At 67.7% G+C, this 14534-nt stretch carries 15 protein-coding genes; 9 read left to right on the forward strand and 6 right to left on the reverse strand.

What is annotated here, in order from left to right; genetic code table 11:
• Positions 1–306: 306 nt before the first annotated feature.
• Both OC373_RS10870 and OC373_RS10875 read right to left on the reverse strand, forming a co-directional pair.
• A complete protein-coding gene (locus tag OC373_RS10870; RefSeq protein WP_019182451.1) occupies positions 307–1272 on the reverse strand; it encodes a ribokinase in 966 nt (321 codons plus the stop codon).
• 26 nt (positions 1273–1298) lie between these two features.
• The gene (locus OC373_RS10875) at positions 1299–2597 is read right to left on the reverse strand and encodes a nucleoside transporter C-terminal domain-containing protein (RefSeq protein WP_019182450.1); all 1299 of its coding nucleotides are present in this window, start codon (positions 2595–2597) and stop codon (positions 1299–1301) included.
• Positions 2598–2845: 248 nt separating this feature from the next.
• On the opposite strand from OC373_RS10875, the gene OC373_RS10880 reads away from it, so the two are divergent.
• The 3 genes from OC373_RS10880 (at position 2846) to OC373_RS10890 (ending at position 5044) form a co-directional block, all read left to right on the forward strand.
• Positions 2846–3814: an aldo/keto reductase gene (locus OC373_RS10880; protein WP_261997679.1), complete on the forward strand. Its 969-nt coding sequence runs from the start codon at positions 2846–2848 to the stop codon at positions 3812–3814.
• 269 nt (positions 3815–4083) lie between these two features.
• Positions 4084–4281, forward strand: coding sequence for a hemin uptake protein HemP (locus OC373_RS10885; RefSeq protein WP_019182448.1), 198 nt, complete (start codon positions 4084–4086; stop codon positions 4279–4281).
• A gap of 172 nt (positions 4282–4453) precedes the next feature.
• The gene (locus OC373_RS10890; RefSeq protein ID WP_070426644.1) at positions 4454–5044 is read left to right on the forward strand and encodes a Hemin transport protein; all 591 of its coding nucleotides are present in this window, start codon (positions 4454–4456) and stop codon (positions 5042–5044) included.
• A 92-nt stretch (positions 5045–5136) separates the two neighbouring features.
• Here the strand turns inward: OC373_RS10890 and OC373_RS10895 are convergent, their stop codons facing one another.
• The 3 genes from OC373_RS10895 to OC373_RS10905 form a co-directional block, all read right to left on the reverse strand.
• A complete protein-coding gene (locus OC373_RS10895; protein WP_019182446.1) occupies positions 5137–5490 on the reverse strand; it encodes a DMT family protein in 354 nt (117 codons plus the stop codon).
• 72 nt (positions 5491–5562) lie between these two features.
• A complete protein-coding gene (locus OC373_RS10900) occupies positions 5563–8049 on the reverse strand; it encodes an FtsX-like permease family protein (RefSeq protein WP_261997680.1) in 2487 nt (828 codons plus the stop codon).
• Positions 8046–8648, reverse strand: coding sequence for an ATP-binding cassette domain-containing protein (locus tag OC373_RS10905; protein WP_070426646.1), 603 nt, complete (start codon positions 8646–8648; stop codon positions 8046–8048). The genes OC373_RS10900 and OC373_RS10905 overlap by 4 nt, the downstream gene beginning before the upstream one ends.
• Before the next feature lie 120 nt (positions 8649–8768).
• Here OC373_RS10905 and OC373_RS10910 point away from each other — a divergent pair, with 120 nt between their 5' ends.
• The 3 genes from OC373_RS10910 to OC373_RS10920 all read left to right on the forward strand — a co-directional run bounded on the left by OC373_RS10910 (position 8769) and on the right by OC373_RS10920 (position 11648).
• Positions 8769–9419, forward strand: coding sequence for an arylesterase (locus OC373_RS10910; protein WP_315985458.1), 651 nt, complete (start codon positions 8769–8771; stop codon positions 9417–9419).
• Between the two features lie 77 nt (positions 9420–9496).
• Entirely contained in the window at positions 9497–10210 is a 714-nt protein-coding gene (locus tag OC373_RS10915; protein ID WP_019182442.1) for a response regulator transcription factor, read from the forward strand.
• A gap of 166 nt (positions 10211–10376) precedes the next feature.
• Positions 10377–11648 (forward strand): HAMP domain-containing sensor histidine kinase, encoded by a 1272-nt coding sequence (locus OC373_RS10920; RefSeq protein WP_261997681.1) that lies wholly within the window; start codon positions 10377–10379, stop codon positions 11646–11648.
• A 31-nt stretch (positions 11649–11679) separates the two neighbouring features.
• Here OC373_RS10920 and OC373_RS10925 read toward each other — a convergent pair whose 3' ends face one another.
• Entirely contained in the window at positions 11680–12387 is a 708-nt protein-coding gene (locus OC373_RS10925) for an SGNH/GDSL hydrolase family protein (protein WP_261997682.1), read from the reverse strand.
• A gap of 230 nt (positions 12388–12617) precedes the next feature.
• Between OC373_RS10925 and OC373_RS10930 the strand changes: the two genes are divergently transcribed.
• The 3 genes from OC373_RS10930 to OC373_RS10940 all read left to right on the forward strand — a co-directional run bounded on the left by OC373_RS10930 (position 12618) and on the right by OC373_RS10940 (position 14532).
• The gene (locus OC373_RS10930; protein ID WP_019182439.1) at positions 12618–12998 is read left to right on the forward strand and encodes a diacylglycerol kinase; all 381 of its coding nucleotides are present in this window, start codon (positions 12618–12620) and stop codon (positions 12996–12998) included.
• 42 nt (positions 12999–13040) lie between these two features.
• The gene (locus OC373_RS10935; protein WP_046273668.1) at positions 13041–13790 is read left to right on the forward strand and encodes a TerC family protein; all 750 of its coding nucleotides are present in this window, start codon (positions 13041–13043) and stop codon (positions 13788–13790) included.
• Between the two features lie 94 nt (positions 13791–13884).
• Positions 13885–14532 carry a LemA family protein gene (locus OC373_RS10940; protein WP_261997683.1) on the forward strand — a complete coding sequence of 216 codons (648 nt, stop codon included), beginning with the start codon at positions 13885–13887 and terminating at the stop codon, positions 14530–14532.
• The last annotated feature ends 2 nt before the right edge of the window (positions 14533–14534 follow it).

The following is a 14534-nucleotide window of genomic DNA, read 5'->3' on the forward strand; positions in this document are numbered from 1 at the left end:
GGCCTACCGGCCGCTACGGCGCTCCGGCTCGCGGTAGGCAGAAGAGAAGCCGTGCTTTCCATGCAGCGCCAGTGGTCTGGACACGTGGGGCGCGATGCCCTTGTGGGCGAAATAAAGGAGGAGGGGGCGGCCGCAGGCCGACGCCGGGGGACATTCGCCGGCAAGGGCATCGCGCCCCAGCGCTCGACCTACTCGAGGCCTCGCCCGGAAAGGCTCAGAGGGCGCTTCTTGATTTCACGCAGATGGGAGCAGAACAAAAAAAGGCCAGCGCGAACGCTGGCCTTCCGATATCCACGCCGGTGACGCTTACTTGTTCTCGGCATCACCCGGGGTGAAGTGCGGCATCGCCGCAGCGGCGCCTTCCTTCTCGGTCGAACGACCGGCGAACTGGTTGGCGAACCGCACGTGACGGGCGAAGGCCGCCTCCGGGTCCTGCGCGATCGAGGCCACCAGCGCACCGTTGAACGCATCGCCGGCACCGGTGGTGTCCAGCACCTGCACCTGCTCGGCGCCCACGCGGTAATACGGCTGGGTATCGCCACGCAGGTTCTCTTCGGCGTGCGACACGAACACACCCACCGAACCCAGCGTCACCACCACCGTGCCGTTGCCGACCAGCTTGCGGCACAGCGCATGCAGGCTGGCGCCATCCAGCGCGGCGACATCGTTGGCATCCACGCGCTCGCCGACATGACGGCCGAGCAGGGCGGCGAACTCGGTCTCGTTCGGGGTCAGCACATCGGCCAGCTTGAGCAGGCCGATGCTGGAGGGCGCATCGGCAGGCGCGACGTTGAGCACGGTGGTGGCACCGGCCTCGCGTGCGATGGCCAGGGCCGCCTCGATCGTTTCCACCGGCGATTCCAGCTGCGCCAGCACCACCTTGGCACCGGCCAGCAGCGCGCGCTGCTGATCAACGAAACCCAGGCTCAACGCGGCGTTGGCGCCCGGGCCGATCACGATGGTGTTGCGGCCGCGGCTGTCGACATAGATGCCGCCGGTGCCGGTCGGCTCGCTGCTGGCCTCGGCGGTCAGCGCGAAACCGTCCTGCTCGGCCAGGCCGCGGGCCATCGCACCGCCGGCGTCATCGCCCAGCGCGCACAGGAACGTGGTCGGCGCGCCGGCACGGCGGGCGGCCACGGCCTGGTTGAAGCCCTTGCCGCCGGGACCGGTGCTGTAGCGGCCGGCAATGGTCGCACCCGGGGCCGGGAGCGACTCACAACGCCAGACATGATCCACATTGAAGGAACCGATTACGACGACACTGCTACTCATAAAGACTGTTTCTCAGGGAACGGATATCAGCTGAAATGCGTCAGCACGCCGGCGATGGTCGCCGTCATGAAGGTGGCAATGGTACCGCCCAGCACCGCACGCAGGCCGAACTTGGCCAGATCGTGGCGGCGCTCCGGTGCCAGACCACCAATACCACCGATCTGGATCGCGATGGAGCTGAAGTTGGCAAAACCGCACAGCGCGTAGGTCGCGATCAGGCGGCCCTCGTCGGAGAGCACCATGCCCGGCACCTGGCCGTTGACGATCTTGGACAGCTCCGAGTACGCCACGAACTCGTTGATCACGACCTTCTGGCCGATCAGCGAGCCGACCGTGGTGGCATCGGCCCACGGGGTACCGATCACCCAGGCGATCGGGGCCAGCAGGTAGCCGAACAGGGTGGACAGGTCGGTCGGGCGGCCGATGATCGCGGCCAGGCCGGTCACGTCACCCAGCCAGGTCAGCGGGGCGTTCAGCAGCGCGATCAGCGCGATGAAGGCCAGCAGCATCGCACCGATGTTCAGCGCCAGCTTCAGGCCGTCGCCGGCACCGGCCGCGGCGGCGTCGATGATGTTGCTGGAGGTCTTCTCCACTTCCATCTTGACCGTGCCGCGGGTCAGCGGGGTGCCGGTTTCGGGCACCAGCAGCTTGGCCACCACCAGGGTCGCCGGGGCGGCCATGATGCTCGCCGCCAGCAGGTGCTTGGCGTAGAAGGCCTGCTGGGCCGGGTCGCTGCCACCGAGCATGCCCACGTAGGCGGCCAGCACGCCGCCGGCGATGTGCGCCATGCCGCCGATCATCATCGTGATCAGCTCGGACTGGGTCATCTTGGCGATGTACGGGCGCACCGTCAGCGGTGCTTCGGTCTGGCCGATGAAGACGCTGGCGCAGACGCTGGTGGTTTCCGCACCGGACACGCGCATGATCTTGGTGATCGCCCAGGCCATCGCACGCACGATCGTCTGCATCACGTTGAGGTGGTACATGACCCCCATCAGCGCCGAGAAGAAGATGATGGTCGGCAACACCTGGAAAGCGAAGATGAAACCGAACTGCTCGGTGTTCATCAGGCTGCCGAAGATGAAGCCGGAGCCCTCGTTGACGAAGCTCAGGATCTTGACGAAGCCCTTGCCCAGCGCATCGAACACATCACGGCCACCCGGCACCAGCAGCACCACCGCCGCGAAGGCGATCTGCAGTGCGATACCGGTGACCACCAGGCGCCAGTCGACGGCCCGCTTGTTGTTCGAGAACAACCAGGCAATGCCGATCAGCACTGCCAACCCGAACAGGCCGAAGCCAATCCTGCCCAAACCTTCGACCATGAGACTTCCCTTGGGGCGCCGCGAAAAACGGGAAGCCTAGAGCAGCGGCAAGGGCGGGGCAAGGAAAAGCAGCGTCTGCGAGCCGATCGGTCGTGATCGGGCCTGTATCGACAAGGCATGGCCAGCGTGGCGCGTGGTGTGTCACGGGCCGTGAGATCGCCGCGGCCGGCCTGCGCGCGCTGCGCGCCACCCTCTACACTTACCGGCATCGATCCGGCCCGGTCGCGGGCTCGCAGCAGGAGAATCACATGCTCTATCGCCGTCTTGGCTCCACCGGCCTGAAGCTCTCGGCCCTGTCCTTCGGGGCCTGGGTGACCTTCGGCGACCAGATCGGCCGCGATGAGGCCCGCAAGCTGATCGCCACCGCCTGGGATGCCGGGGTCAACTTCTTCGACAACGCCGAGGGCTATGCCCGCGGCCGCGCCGAGCAGGTGATGGGGGATGTGATCGCCGACCTGCGCCTGCCCCGTGATGGCTTCTGTGTCTCCAGCAAGGTGTTCTTCGGGGCGGTCGACGACCCGCGCCCGACCCAGCAGGGCCTGTCGCGCAAACATGTGACCGACGCCTGCCACGCCGCGCTCAAGCGCCTGCGGGTGGACTATCTGGACCTGTACTACTGCCACCGCCCGGATCCGGACACCCCGATCGCCGAGACCGTGCAGGCCATGGATACCCTGATCCGCCAGGGCAAGGTGCTGTACTGGGGTACCTCGGAATGGTCGGCCGCGCAGATCCAGGAAGCGGTGGATATCGCCCGCGCACGCCACCTGCACGCCCCGTCGATGGAGCAGCCGCAGTACAACCTGCTGCACCGCGAGCGGGTCGAGCGCGAGTACGCGCCGCTGTATGCCGAGGCGGGGCTGGGCACCACGATCTGGTCGCCGCTGGCCTCGGGCCTGCTGACCGGCAAGTACAACGCCGGCGTCGACCCGCAGTCGCGGCTGGGCCAGGAACAGCTGGGCTGGTTGAAGGCGCAGGTGCTCGAGGACGGCAGCGACCGCCTGGAGCGGGTCCGCCGCTACACCGCGCTGGCCGCGCAGCTGGGGGTCTCCCCGGCGCAACTGGCGGTCGCCTGGTGCCTGCGCAATCCCAACGTCTCCAGCGTGATCCTCGGCGCGAGCCGGGTCAGCCAGCTGGAAGAGAACCTGGGCGCACTGGCGCTGTTCGAGCAGCTCGATGAAAGCGTCTGGCAGCAGGTGGACGCGGTCTTTGGTTGATCGGCCGGTTGGGTGCAGGGCGCCGGCCAGCGGCCGGCGCTACCGATCCCGTGGCAGGGACATCGAGGTACCCGACCGGTGGAAGGTCGTGCCGGCCGCTGGCCGGCTCCGCAATCCCGTGTAGCGGCACGCGTCCCACTATGCGATTGACGAAACCTATTGATAGATGAAGTTCGATCATTAATGCCATCTATCAAATTGAGAATGGTTGTTGATTGTCAACTGAGAATCATTATCATTTGACTCGCCCCTCGCAACGAGTCCAGACGATGAACACTCAAGCTGCTGTACTGCTGCGCCCCGAAACGCTGACCCTCCGCGACCGTCCGGTCCGCGTGGTCCCGCCCGAAGAAGTGATCGACAGCGAAGCCCTGCTCAAGGGTCGCCGTGAAATCCTGATCCAGCACGGCGACCGCTTCTATCGCCTGCGCCATACCAGCAACGACAAGTTGATCCTGACCAAGTAACGGCGCTGCCTCCCCCGCGTGGAGGCACCGGTGACCGCGTGGCTACGCGATCCGTGCCTTCCCTGGGCAGGCCGTTATCCCAGCTCTCTCCCCCTCGACACTCCGCCGTCGGCTCCGGCCCGCGGCGTGGGTCGAGGGTCTCCCCCGCAACCGCCGATTGCAGGTAGATCCCATGAGCCGCGCCCTTTCCGTCGGCCGCCCACCGGGCCGCCATCCCATCGCCGGCCTGCCATCGGCCGCACAGCTGGCCTCACTGGGCACCGTGCTGTGCCTGTACCGCCCGGACAGCAGTGAACTGGGCGGTTGGAAGCACGCCGTGTCTGCCCACGCCTGCCAGGGCATGGACAGCGAAGGCATCCGCGAAAGCCTGTGCTTCGTCGATGCCCGCGGCCGCTGCTGCTGGCGGCTGTACCTGCTGCCGGACAGCGATTTCCTCGCCTGGGACCGCCTGGTTTCCGCCTTCCCCGCACGCCCCGAACCGGTCAACGACGCCGGCGTCGCCGAGCGCCTGTGGCGGCGCCTGGCCGTGCGCCTGGGCAACGACGCCTGGCGCATGTGCGCACTGCGCCTGCAGGTCGGCGAAGGCCGCGAACTCGCCGCCAGCCTGGCCTCGTTGTCGGCCTTGGGGGCGACCACCGCACGCCGGATCGGGCACGTCGAAGGGGCCGAAGGCGAGCTCTGGGTCGACGACTGCTGCTGCGCCACCGCCGCTCGCCGCGGCGGACCGTGGGCAGCCGACGGCATGCCGGTGATCCAGCTGTAATCTGAAACGACCGGCCAGCCCGGCGTCGATGCCGCGCCATCGCAGCCGTCACCGACGCGAAGCCGGTGGCGGCCCGAATGCGGGCGTCGCCCTCACTCCTTGAACATCAGGAACGCCGCTACCAGGATCAGCCCGAACGCGGCCCAGTGGTTCCACTTCAGCGGCTGATCCAGGTAGAACGCCGAGAAGGCCGCGAACACCACCAGGGTGATCACCTCCTGCATGCCCTTCAACTGCGGCGCCGAATACACCGCACTGCCCAGGCGGTTGCCCGGTACCTGCAGGCAGTACTCGAAAAACGCGATGCCCCAGCTGACCAGGATCACCGTCATCAACGGCGCACTCTTGTACTTCAGATGCCCGTACCAGGCGAAGGTCATGAAAATGTTGCTGCCCAGCAGCAGCAGTACGGGATACAGATAGGCAGTGAACGGGGTGCCGGGCATCCGGGCGATCTCAGGGGGCAGGGGCGTGCAGCATACCGAGGCACGCCCCGTGCCTGTGTCATCGCCGCGTGCTCATGCCTCCCGCAGGGCCAGCGCCGGCGGGGTATGCAGGATCCGCCGCGTGCCCCACCAGCCGGCCAGCATGCTCAACAGCACGCCCAGCCCACCGCCAAGCAGCAACGGCCCCCAGGGCGGGCTGAGCGTCAACTCGAACACCTGCCGCGCCACCACGCTGCCCAGCAGCGCCGCCGTGCCCACCGCCAGCAACGCCGACAACAGGCCCAGCGCCCCGAACTCGACCAGCACCGCGCCCCGCAGCTGGCGGCGCGTGGCCCCCAGCGTGCGCAGCACCGCACTGTCATAGCGGCGCTCGCCGGCCGTGGCCTGCAATGCCGCCAGCAGCACCAGTAGGCCGGCCAGCAGGCTGAAGCCCATGACCAGCTGCACCGCCTGCGTCACCCGGTTGATCACCTCGCGCACGCGCTCGAGGATGCCGTCGATGTCCAGCAGCGAAATGTTGGGGTACGCCCGGGTCAGCCCGGCCAGCGCCGGTGCCTGCGCGCGCGGCAGGTGGAAGGCGGTGATCAGGTTGTAGGGGGCATCGGCCACCGCACCTTCGTTGAGCAGCAGGAAGAAATTGACCCGGAACGAATCCCAGTCCGCCTTGCGGATGCTGGTGACCGTGAAGCTGCGCTCCTGATCGCCCATCTGCAGCGTGACCGTGTCGCCCAGCTTCATCCCGTAACGCTCGGCCCAGCCCTGTTCGATCGAGGCTTCCGCCGCGGTACTGCCGGCCTTCCAGAAGGTTCCGCCGAGCAGCGTGTTGGCCGGCGGGAAATCATGCCGCCACGAGAAGTTGACCGGGCGGTTGGCATCGTCGTCCTCGTTGCTGTTGTCCTCGCGCGCCTGCCGCTGCGGCGGACGCGCGTTGACCGCCAGCAGGCGACCGGTACTGAACGGCTCGATGCCCGGCGAGACCACGCCCAGCCCGGCCAGGGTCGAGAGCACCGCATCGCGCTGCTCCGGCTGGATGTTCATCAGGAAGTAGTTCGGCGTATCGGTCGGCAGGCGGTCGCGCCACTGCGCCAACAACCCTGGGCCGATCACCGACAGCAGCAGCAGCGAACACAGCGACAGCGACAGGCCGACCAGCTGCATCACCGCCAGCCCGCGCCGCCGCGTCAGCGAGGCCAGGCCCAGTTTCCAGCGCCCGCGCAGGCGCAGTTGCACGCCACGCAGCAGCCACAGCAGCAGCGCACCGAGCGCACCGGCCAGTGCCGCCAGCGCGGCCAGCCCGCCCAGCACCCACGCAGCCAGCTTGACGTCGCCGGTGGCCTGCACCGTGAGCGCGACGGTGGCCGCCAGCGCGGCCGCATAGACCAGCATGGAACTCGGCGGCAACGCCGCGAAGCTGCGGTTGAGCACGCGCATCGGCGGCACGCTGCGCAGGCGCAGCAGCGGCGGCAGGCCGAAGCCGAGCAGCAGCACCAGGCCGATGCCGGCACCACTCAGCGCCGGCGTGGCCTGCGGCAGGGGCAGGCGGTTCGGAATCAATCCGCCCAGTGCCTGCACCAGCCCGGCCTGCGCGGCCATGCCCAAGCCGATGCCGACCAGACAGGCGGGCACCGCCAGCATCACCAGCTGCAGCGCCATCGCGCTGAGGATGTCGCGCTGGCGCGCGCCCAGGCAGCGCAGGATCGCGACCTGGTCGATGCGACGCATCGCGAAGCGGTTGGCGGCCAGCGCCGTCGCTACCCCCGCCAGCAGCACCGCCAGCAACGCGGCCAGCGACAGGAAACGGCCGGCCAGATCGAATGCGCCGCGCACCCCGCGCTGGGTATCGTCGATGCCGACGATCCGGTAGCCCTTGGCCTGCGGCGTCAGCCACTCGCGGAAGGCGGCGATCTGCGCCGGCTCGCCGGCGAACATCATCCGGTACGAGGCGCGGCTGCCCGGGCCGAGCAGGCCGGCACGGTCCACATCCATGCGATTGACCAGCAGCGGCGGCGACAGCTGCATCAGCTCACCGGAGGTATCCGGCTCGGCCTGCAGCACCCGCGTCACGGTCAACGTGCCTGCGCCGAATTCCAGGGCATCGCCCACCTGCAGGCCAAGCGCCTGCATCAGCCGCGGATCGGCATAGGCCTGGCCGGGCGGCGGCGTGCCCGCGGTCTCGCTGGCGGTGTCATGCAGGGTGCGGCTGACCCGCAGTTCGCCGCGCAGCGGATAGCCGTCGGCGACTGCCTTGATGTTGGCCATCTGGCTGTCATCGCCATGGAACAGCACGCTTGGGAAGCTGACCATGCGCGTATGGGCCAGGCCGCGTTCGCGCGCTGCCTCGGCGAAGCTCTGCGGTACATCCTCGCGTCCGCTCAGGCCCAGATCACCGCCAAGCATTTCCGCCGCGCTGCTGGTCAGTGCCAGCGTCACCCGGTTGACCAGCGTGCCCACCGCGGTCATCACCGCCACGCCCAGCACCAGTGCGGCGAACACGGTCAGCAGATCCCCCGCCAGGAACTCGCGGCGCAGCGCACGCGCCGCGTGGCGCACGACGTTCATGCGCCCACGCCGGCAACGGTATCGGCCAGGCGGCCACCGTCGAGCTGGTAGATGCGCTCGCAGCGCTGGGCCAGGCGCAGGTCATGGGTGACCAGCACCAGGGTGGTATCACTGGTGGCATTGAGCGCGAAAAGCAGGTCGCTGATCTGCTGCCCGGTGGCCTGGTCCAGGCTGCCGGTGGGCTCATCGGCGAACAGGATGCGCGGCCGTGCCACGAAGGCGCGGGCGAGTGCCACACGCTGCTGCTCGCCACCGGAAAGCTGGCGTGGGTAGTGACGCGCACGGTGGCCCAGGCCGACCTGCTCCAGCACCTGGCGTACCCGCGCGGCATCCTCGCGGCCGGCCAGCTCCAGCGGCAGCGCGATGTTCTCTTCGGCGGTCAGGGCCGGCAGCAGATGGAAACTCTGGAAGACGAAACCCACTTCGCGCGCGCGCAGCTGCGCGCGGGCTTCCTCATCGAGCGTGTTGAGATCGGCACCGGCCAGCGCGATGCTGCCGTGGCTCGGCAGGTCCAGCCCGGCGAGCAGGCCGAGCAGGGTGGTCTTGCCCGAACCTGAAGCGCCGACGATGGCCACGCTCTCGCCTTCATGGACGGTCATGTCAATGTTGTCCAGTATGTGGACTTCACCCTCCGGGCCACGTGCGGACTTGCCCACGTTGTGGGCGGCGATGGCGACGGGCGCGCTGCGGGGGGACAGGCTGTCGATGAGGATTCTCCAATGAACCAAGCAAGTGGAAAGGGCCGTGCGGCCCCGATGGGCTGGCTGCTGGCATGGTTGCTGCTGATGCCGATGCTGGCCTGTGCCAAAGGTCCGGACACCCGTGCGGCGGTGCTGGTGGTCGGCGACAGCCTCAGTGCCGCCCACAATATCCCGGCCGCGTCGGGCTGGGTAAACCTGCTTCAGCAGCGGGTCAAACAACAGATCACGCCGCCGCCGGCGATCATCAATGCCAGCATCAGTGGCGAAACCACCGCCGGCGCGCTGACCCGCCTGCCGGGCCTGCTGGAGAAGCACCGCCCTTCGGTGGTGGTGATCGAGCTGGGTGGCAACGATGCGCTGCGCGGGCTCACTCCGGCCCAGCTGCGCGGCAACCTGGAAAAGATGATCGTGGCCAGCCAGAAGGCCGGCGCCAAGGTGCTGCTGCTGGGCATCGACGTGCCGCCCAACTACGGCCCGGCCTACCGCCAGCGCCTGCGCCAGACCTATGCGGAGCTGGCCCGGCAGTACGACGTACCGCTGCTGCCGTTCCTGCTGGAAGGCGTGGCGCTGAAGCCCAACCTGATGCAGGCCGACGGGCTGCACCCCACCGCAGCTGCGCAGCCGCAGGTGCTGGACAACGTCTGGCCGCTGCTCAAACCCCTGCTTTGATCGGTGTGTGAGGAACTTCACGCCGCGTCCACTGGCGATGCGGCATGTTTCACAAAGCTGAAGAAAGAGGGAATCCCATGCGTCAGACAAAGGAGACCTCCGGCCTGGTGCTGGTGGTCGAAGACAACCGTAATATTTCCGAGATGATCGGCGAGTACCTGGAAGGGCGCGGCTTTGAAGTCGACTACGCCCAGGATGGGCTGGACGGTTATCGTCTGGCGGCCGAGAACAGCTACGACGTGGTCGTGCTGGACCTGATGCTTCCGCGTCTGGACGGCATCGAGGTCTGTCGCCGCCTGCGCAACGACGCCCGCAAGTCGACGCCGGTGCTGATGCTGACCGCGCGCGACACGCTGGACGACAAGCTCACCGGCCTGGGGTTCGGCGCCGATGACTACCTGACCAAGCCGTTCGCGATCCAGGAACTGGAAGCCCGCCTGCGCGCGCTGATCCGCCGCGAGCGTCGCCAGGTCGGCTCGGAAGTGCTCAAGGTCGCCGACCTCGTGCTCGATCCGGTCAGCATGCGCGCCACCCGTGCCGGGACCGAACTGCAGCTCTCGCCGATCGGCCTGCGCCTGCTGACGATCCTCATGCGCGAATCGCCGCGTGTGGTGACCCGCCAGGAAATCGAACGCGAGATCTGGGGCAATGGCCTGCCCGACTCGGACACCCTGCGCAGCCATCTGTACAACCTGCGCAAGATCATCGACAAGCCGTTCGACCGCCCGCTGCTGCACACGGTGCAAAGTGCCGGTTACCGCATTGCCGATATCGCCCAGCCGATGAGCTGACAGGGGATCCATCGCCGCTCGGCCACCTGCCGGTGAGCTGGGCGGCGATCCTCCGGCACCCTCTGGAGCATGACGGCCCGGCGCTTGCCGGGCCGTTGTCATGGTTTGCACGATGGAATCACGGCAAGCTTTCCTATAATCGCCGCGAACCGCCCTGGACCCCGTAATGCCGCACGGTCTGCCGCGCAAGATCCGCATCGTCTTCATCCTCCAAGCCGTGCTCGCCAGCCTGGGCATCCTGCTGGGCGCGTGGCTGGTCTCGTTGGTGATCAAGCACAGCTTGGTCAGCAGCGCGCTGCAGGAAGAGGCCAGCTATTACTGGCAATTGCACGAGGCCTCGCCGGTGCAGCCGCCGCCCAACACCCAGAACATCCGCGGGTACCTTCTCGAGACCGGGCAGTCGCCGCTGAGCCTGCCAGCCAACCTTCGCACGCTCCCTGCCGGCTTCCACGAGCTCAAGGACGACGACCAGCTGGTGCTGGTCGATGCGCGTCCGGAAGGCCGCCTGTACCTGGTGTTCCTGCGCTCGCGCGCGGAGATGCTGGCGTTCTGGTTCGGCGTGGTGCCGGTGCTGCTGACCCTGCTGGCCGTCTATGGCGCCTCCTGGATCACCTACCGCGCCTCCAAACGCCTGGTCTCGCCGGTCAACTGGCTGGCCAGGCGCGTGTCGCGCTGGGATCCCGGGCACCCGGAGGCGGCCGATCTGGCGCCGGCCAAACTGCCGGCTGACATGCAGGGCGAGACCCGCCAGCTGGCCGCCGCGCTGCACTCGTTGGCGACCAAGGTCACCGCGCACGTCGCGCGCGAACGCAACTTCACCCGAGATGCCAGCCACGAGCTGCGCACCCCGCTCACCGTGATCCGCGTGGCCAGCGACATGGCACTGGGCGACCAGGACATGACGCCACGCCTGCGCCGTGGCCTGCAGCGCATCCAGCGCGCCGGGCGTGACATGGAAGCGGTGATCGATGCCTTCCTGATCCTGGCCCGCGAGGCCGATGTCGAGCCGCAGGTCGAGCTGTTCGACGTCAATGAGATCGTCCGCTACGAGGTCGACAACGCCCGCGAGCTGATCGCCGGGCGACCGGTCGAGATCCACCTGCACAGCCACGGCCCGGTGATGCTGCACGCCCCGCCGCGGGTACTGCAGGTGGTGGTCAGCAACCTGCTGCGCAACGCCTGCAGTTACACCGACGAAGGTCGGATCGATGTCGATGTCGAAGACGACCGGGTGGTCGTGCGCGATACCGGCATCGGTATGTCGCCCGAAGCGCTCAGCCGCGCGTTCGAGCCGTTTTACCGTGCCGAACCCAGCCGCCCGCAGGGCACCGGGCTGGGGCTGTCGATCGTGCGCCGGCTGTGCGACCGCTTCGGCTGGAAGATCGGCCTGAGCAGTGCGCCCGGGCAGGGCACCCAGGCCACGATCCACTACCGTTGAGTCGGGGAGGCGTGGCGCCTCCCCGCCTGGTTCAGTCGCACTGCACCTTCGGCGCCAGCGCCTTGCGCCAGATCGCATAGCCTTCCGGGGTCATGTGCAGCATGTCCTCGCGGAACAGCGCGGCGCGTGGCTGGCCATCGGCACCGAGCATCGGCGTGTAGACATCGGTGTAGCCGGTGTTGGGCAGCGAGGCCAGGGCCTTCTGGATCAAGCCGTTGGCTTCCACCACCGCGGGTAGCAGGTTCGCGCACGACGGGCTGGGCTTGATCGAGATGATCTCCACCGTCGTCCTGGGCAGGTCGCGGTGCACGCGCTGCACGAAGGCCACCACGTCATCGCGGACCTGGGCCGGGCTGCGGCCGCTGTTGAGGTCGTTGTCGCCGGCGTAGAAGAACACCTTGCACGGCGCATACGGGATCACGATGCGGTCGGCATACCAGGTGCTGTCGCGCACTTCCGAGCCGCCGAAGCCGCGGTTGAACACCGGCTGGCCTGGGAAATCGGTGGCCAGGCTCTCCCACATCCGGATCGAGGAGCTGCCGATGAACTCGATGCCGCCGCGCGGCGGCGGGTTGGCCGCGTCCTGGGATGCGAACTGCGCCATGTCGCCGGCCCACGCCACGTTGGAGACCTGGGTCGGCACCTGCGGTGCGACAGGGGCGGGGGAGCGCGCCAGCGCGGGCAGGGCGGCCCCCAGGGCAAGAGCGAGCAGAAGGGGGCGGGCACGACGGTGCAGCATGGACGACTCCTGTGGTGGGCGCCTGGGGCGCCCGGACGGGTAGACGTTCATCATAGAAGTTGCGGCCCGGCCGCGCTTTACCACGGACGGGCGTTGGCCGCCTTCGACAATGCCCCGACCGGCTTATGGCAAAATGAGGGATTGCCTGCCCCATTCAGCGATGCCCATGACTGTCTGCCGTGTGCTGTTCCTGCCGTTCCGGCGTGCGTTGCCGACCGGGGTGCCTGCCCATGGCCGATGAAATCGGCCACCTGCCGCGCGGCCCCAAGCGCATCTTCAAGGCCGCGGTGTGGTCCTGGCAGGGGTTGCGTGCGGCCTGGCTGCACGAGTCCTCGTTCCGGCTGGAGGTCTACCTGCTGATCGTGCTCGCGCCGCTGGCACTCTGGCTCGGCCAGACCCCGGTGGAACGCGCGCTGATGATCGGCTCGGTGCTGCTGGTGCTGGCCATGGAACTGGCCAATTCGGCGATCGAGGCGGTGATCGAGCGCTACGGCGCGGAGTTCCACGAGCTCGCCGGTCGCGCCAAGGACATGGGCTCGGCCGCGGTCTTCGTGCTGATGATGAACGTACTGGTGTGCTGGGTCCTGATCCTGCTGCCGCAAATCTTCTGACGCGGTCCTGCCGCGTCATCCCCCCTGTAAGGATGGAAGTCCATGTTCCTTGAGTTGTTGTCCGACCCCAATGTCTGGTTGACCCTGTTCACGCTGAGCGCGCTGGAAATCGTGCTGGGCATCGACAACCTGGTCTTCATCTCGATCGCGGTGAGCAAGCTGCCCGAAGCGCGCCGCCCGTTCGCGCGCAAACTCGGCATCGCGGTGGCCTGCATCACCCGCATCCTGCTGCTGGTCTCGCTGGCCTACCTGGCCCACATGGAAGCGAACCTGTTCACCATCGCCGGCATGGGCATCTCCATCCGCGATCTGGTGCTGATCCTCGGTGGCCTGTTCCTGATCATCAAGGGCACCATGGAGATCCGCGAGCTGATCACCGGCGGCGAAGACGAAGACCCGACCACCACCAAGGCCTCGGCCGTGTTCGGCATGGTGATCGCGCAGATCGCCGTGATCGACATCGTGTTCTCGCTGGACTCGGTGATCACCGCCGTCGGCATCGCCGATCACATCCCGGTGATGGTCGCCGCGATCCTGCTGTCGGTGGCCGTCATGCTGCTGGCCGCCAACCCGCTGGGCCGCTTCATCGACGCCAACCCGACCGTGAAGATGCTGGCCCTGGCCTTCATCCTGCTGATCGGCGTGGTGCTGATCCTGGATGGCCTGGGCGTGCACGTGCCCAAGCCCTACATCTATGCCGCGATGGGCTTCTCGGTGCTGGTGGAATGGCTGAACCTGCTGATGCGCCGCCGCGCCGTGGCGCACAACGTGCCGGGTGCCGGCAACTGGTAAGGGGGTAGGTGCCGACCTTTGGTCGATACCCACATCCGCTTTACCCGGAACATGGCATGCTCCGGATCCCGTTCATCGAGATCCGGAGCCGGCCATGCGATCGTTCTCCCGTTTGTTGTGCCTGGCCGTGCTGGCCTCCCTGTTGTCCGGTTGCGGCTACAACGCCATCCAGCAGAAGGATGAGCAGGTCAAGGCGGGCTGGGCCGAGGTGCTCAATCAGTACAAGCGCCGCGCCGATCTGATCCCCAACCTGGTGCAGACCGTGGAAGGCTATGCCAACCAGGAACGCCAGGTCCTGACCGATGTCACCAACGCCCGTGCACGCGTGGGGCAGGTCAACGTCAACGCCGACGATGCCGACTCCCTCAAGCAGTTCCAGCAGGCCCAGGGTGAGTTGAGCGGTGCGCTGTCACGCCTGCTGGTGGTCACCGAGAATTACCCGAACCTGAAGTCCGACCAGGGTTTCCGCGATCTGCAGGCGCAGCTGGAAGGCACCGAGAACCGGATCACCGTGGCGCGCGGCCGCTATATCCAGATGGTGCAGGACTACAACACCTACATCCGCCAGTTCCCGCAGGTGATCACCGCCAAGCTGTTCGGCTATGCGACCAAGCCGAACTTCACGGTGGAGAACGAAGCGCAGATCTCGCAGCCGCCGGCGGTCAAGTTCGGTTCGCAGCAACCGGCCCCCGCGCCACAGCCGCAGCCGCAGGCCCCGCAGCAGCCACAGCCGGCGAACTGAGC

The organism is Stenotrophomonas sp. Ste96 (assembly GCF_024519495.1).
Classification (GTDB): Bacteria; Pseudomonadota; Gammaproteobacteria; order Xanthomonadales; family Xanthomonadaceae; genus Stenotrophomonas; species Stenotrophomonas bentonitica_A.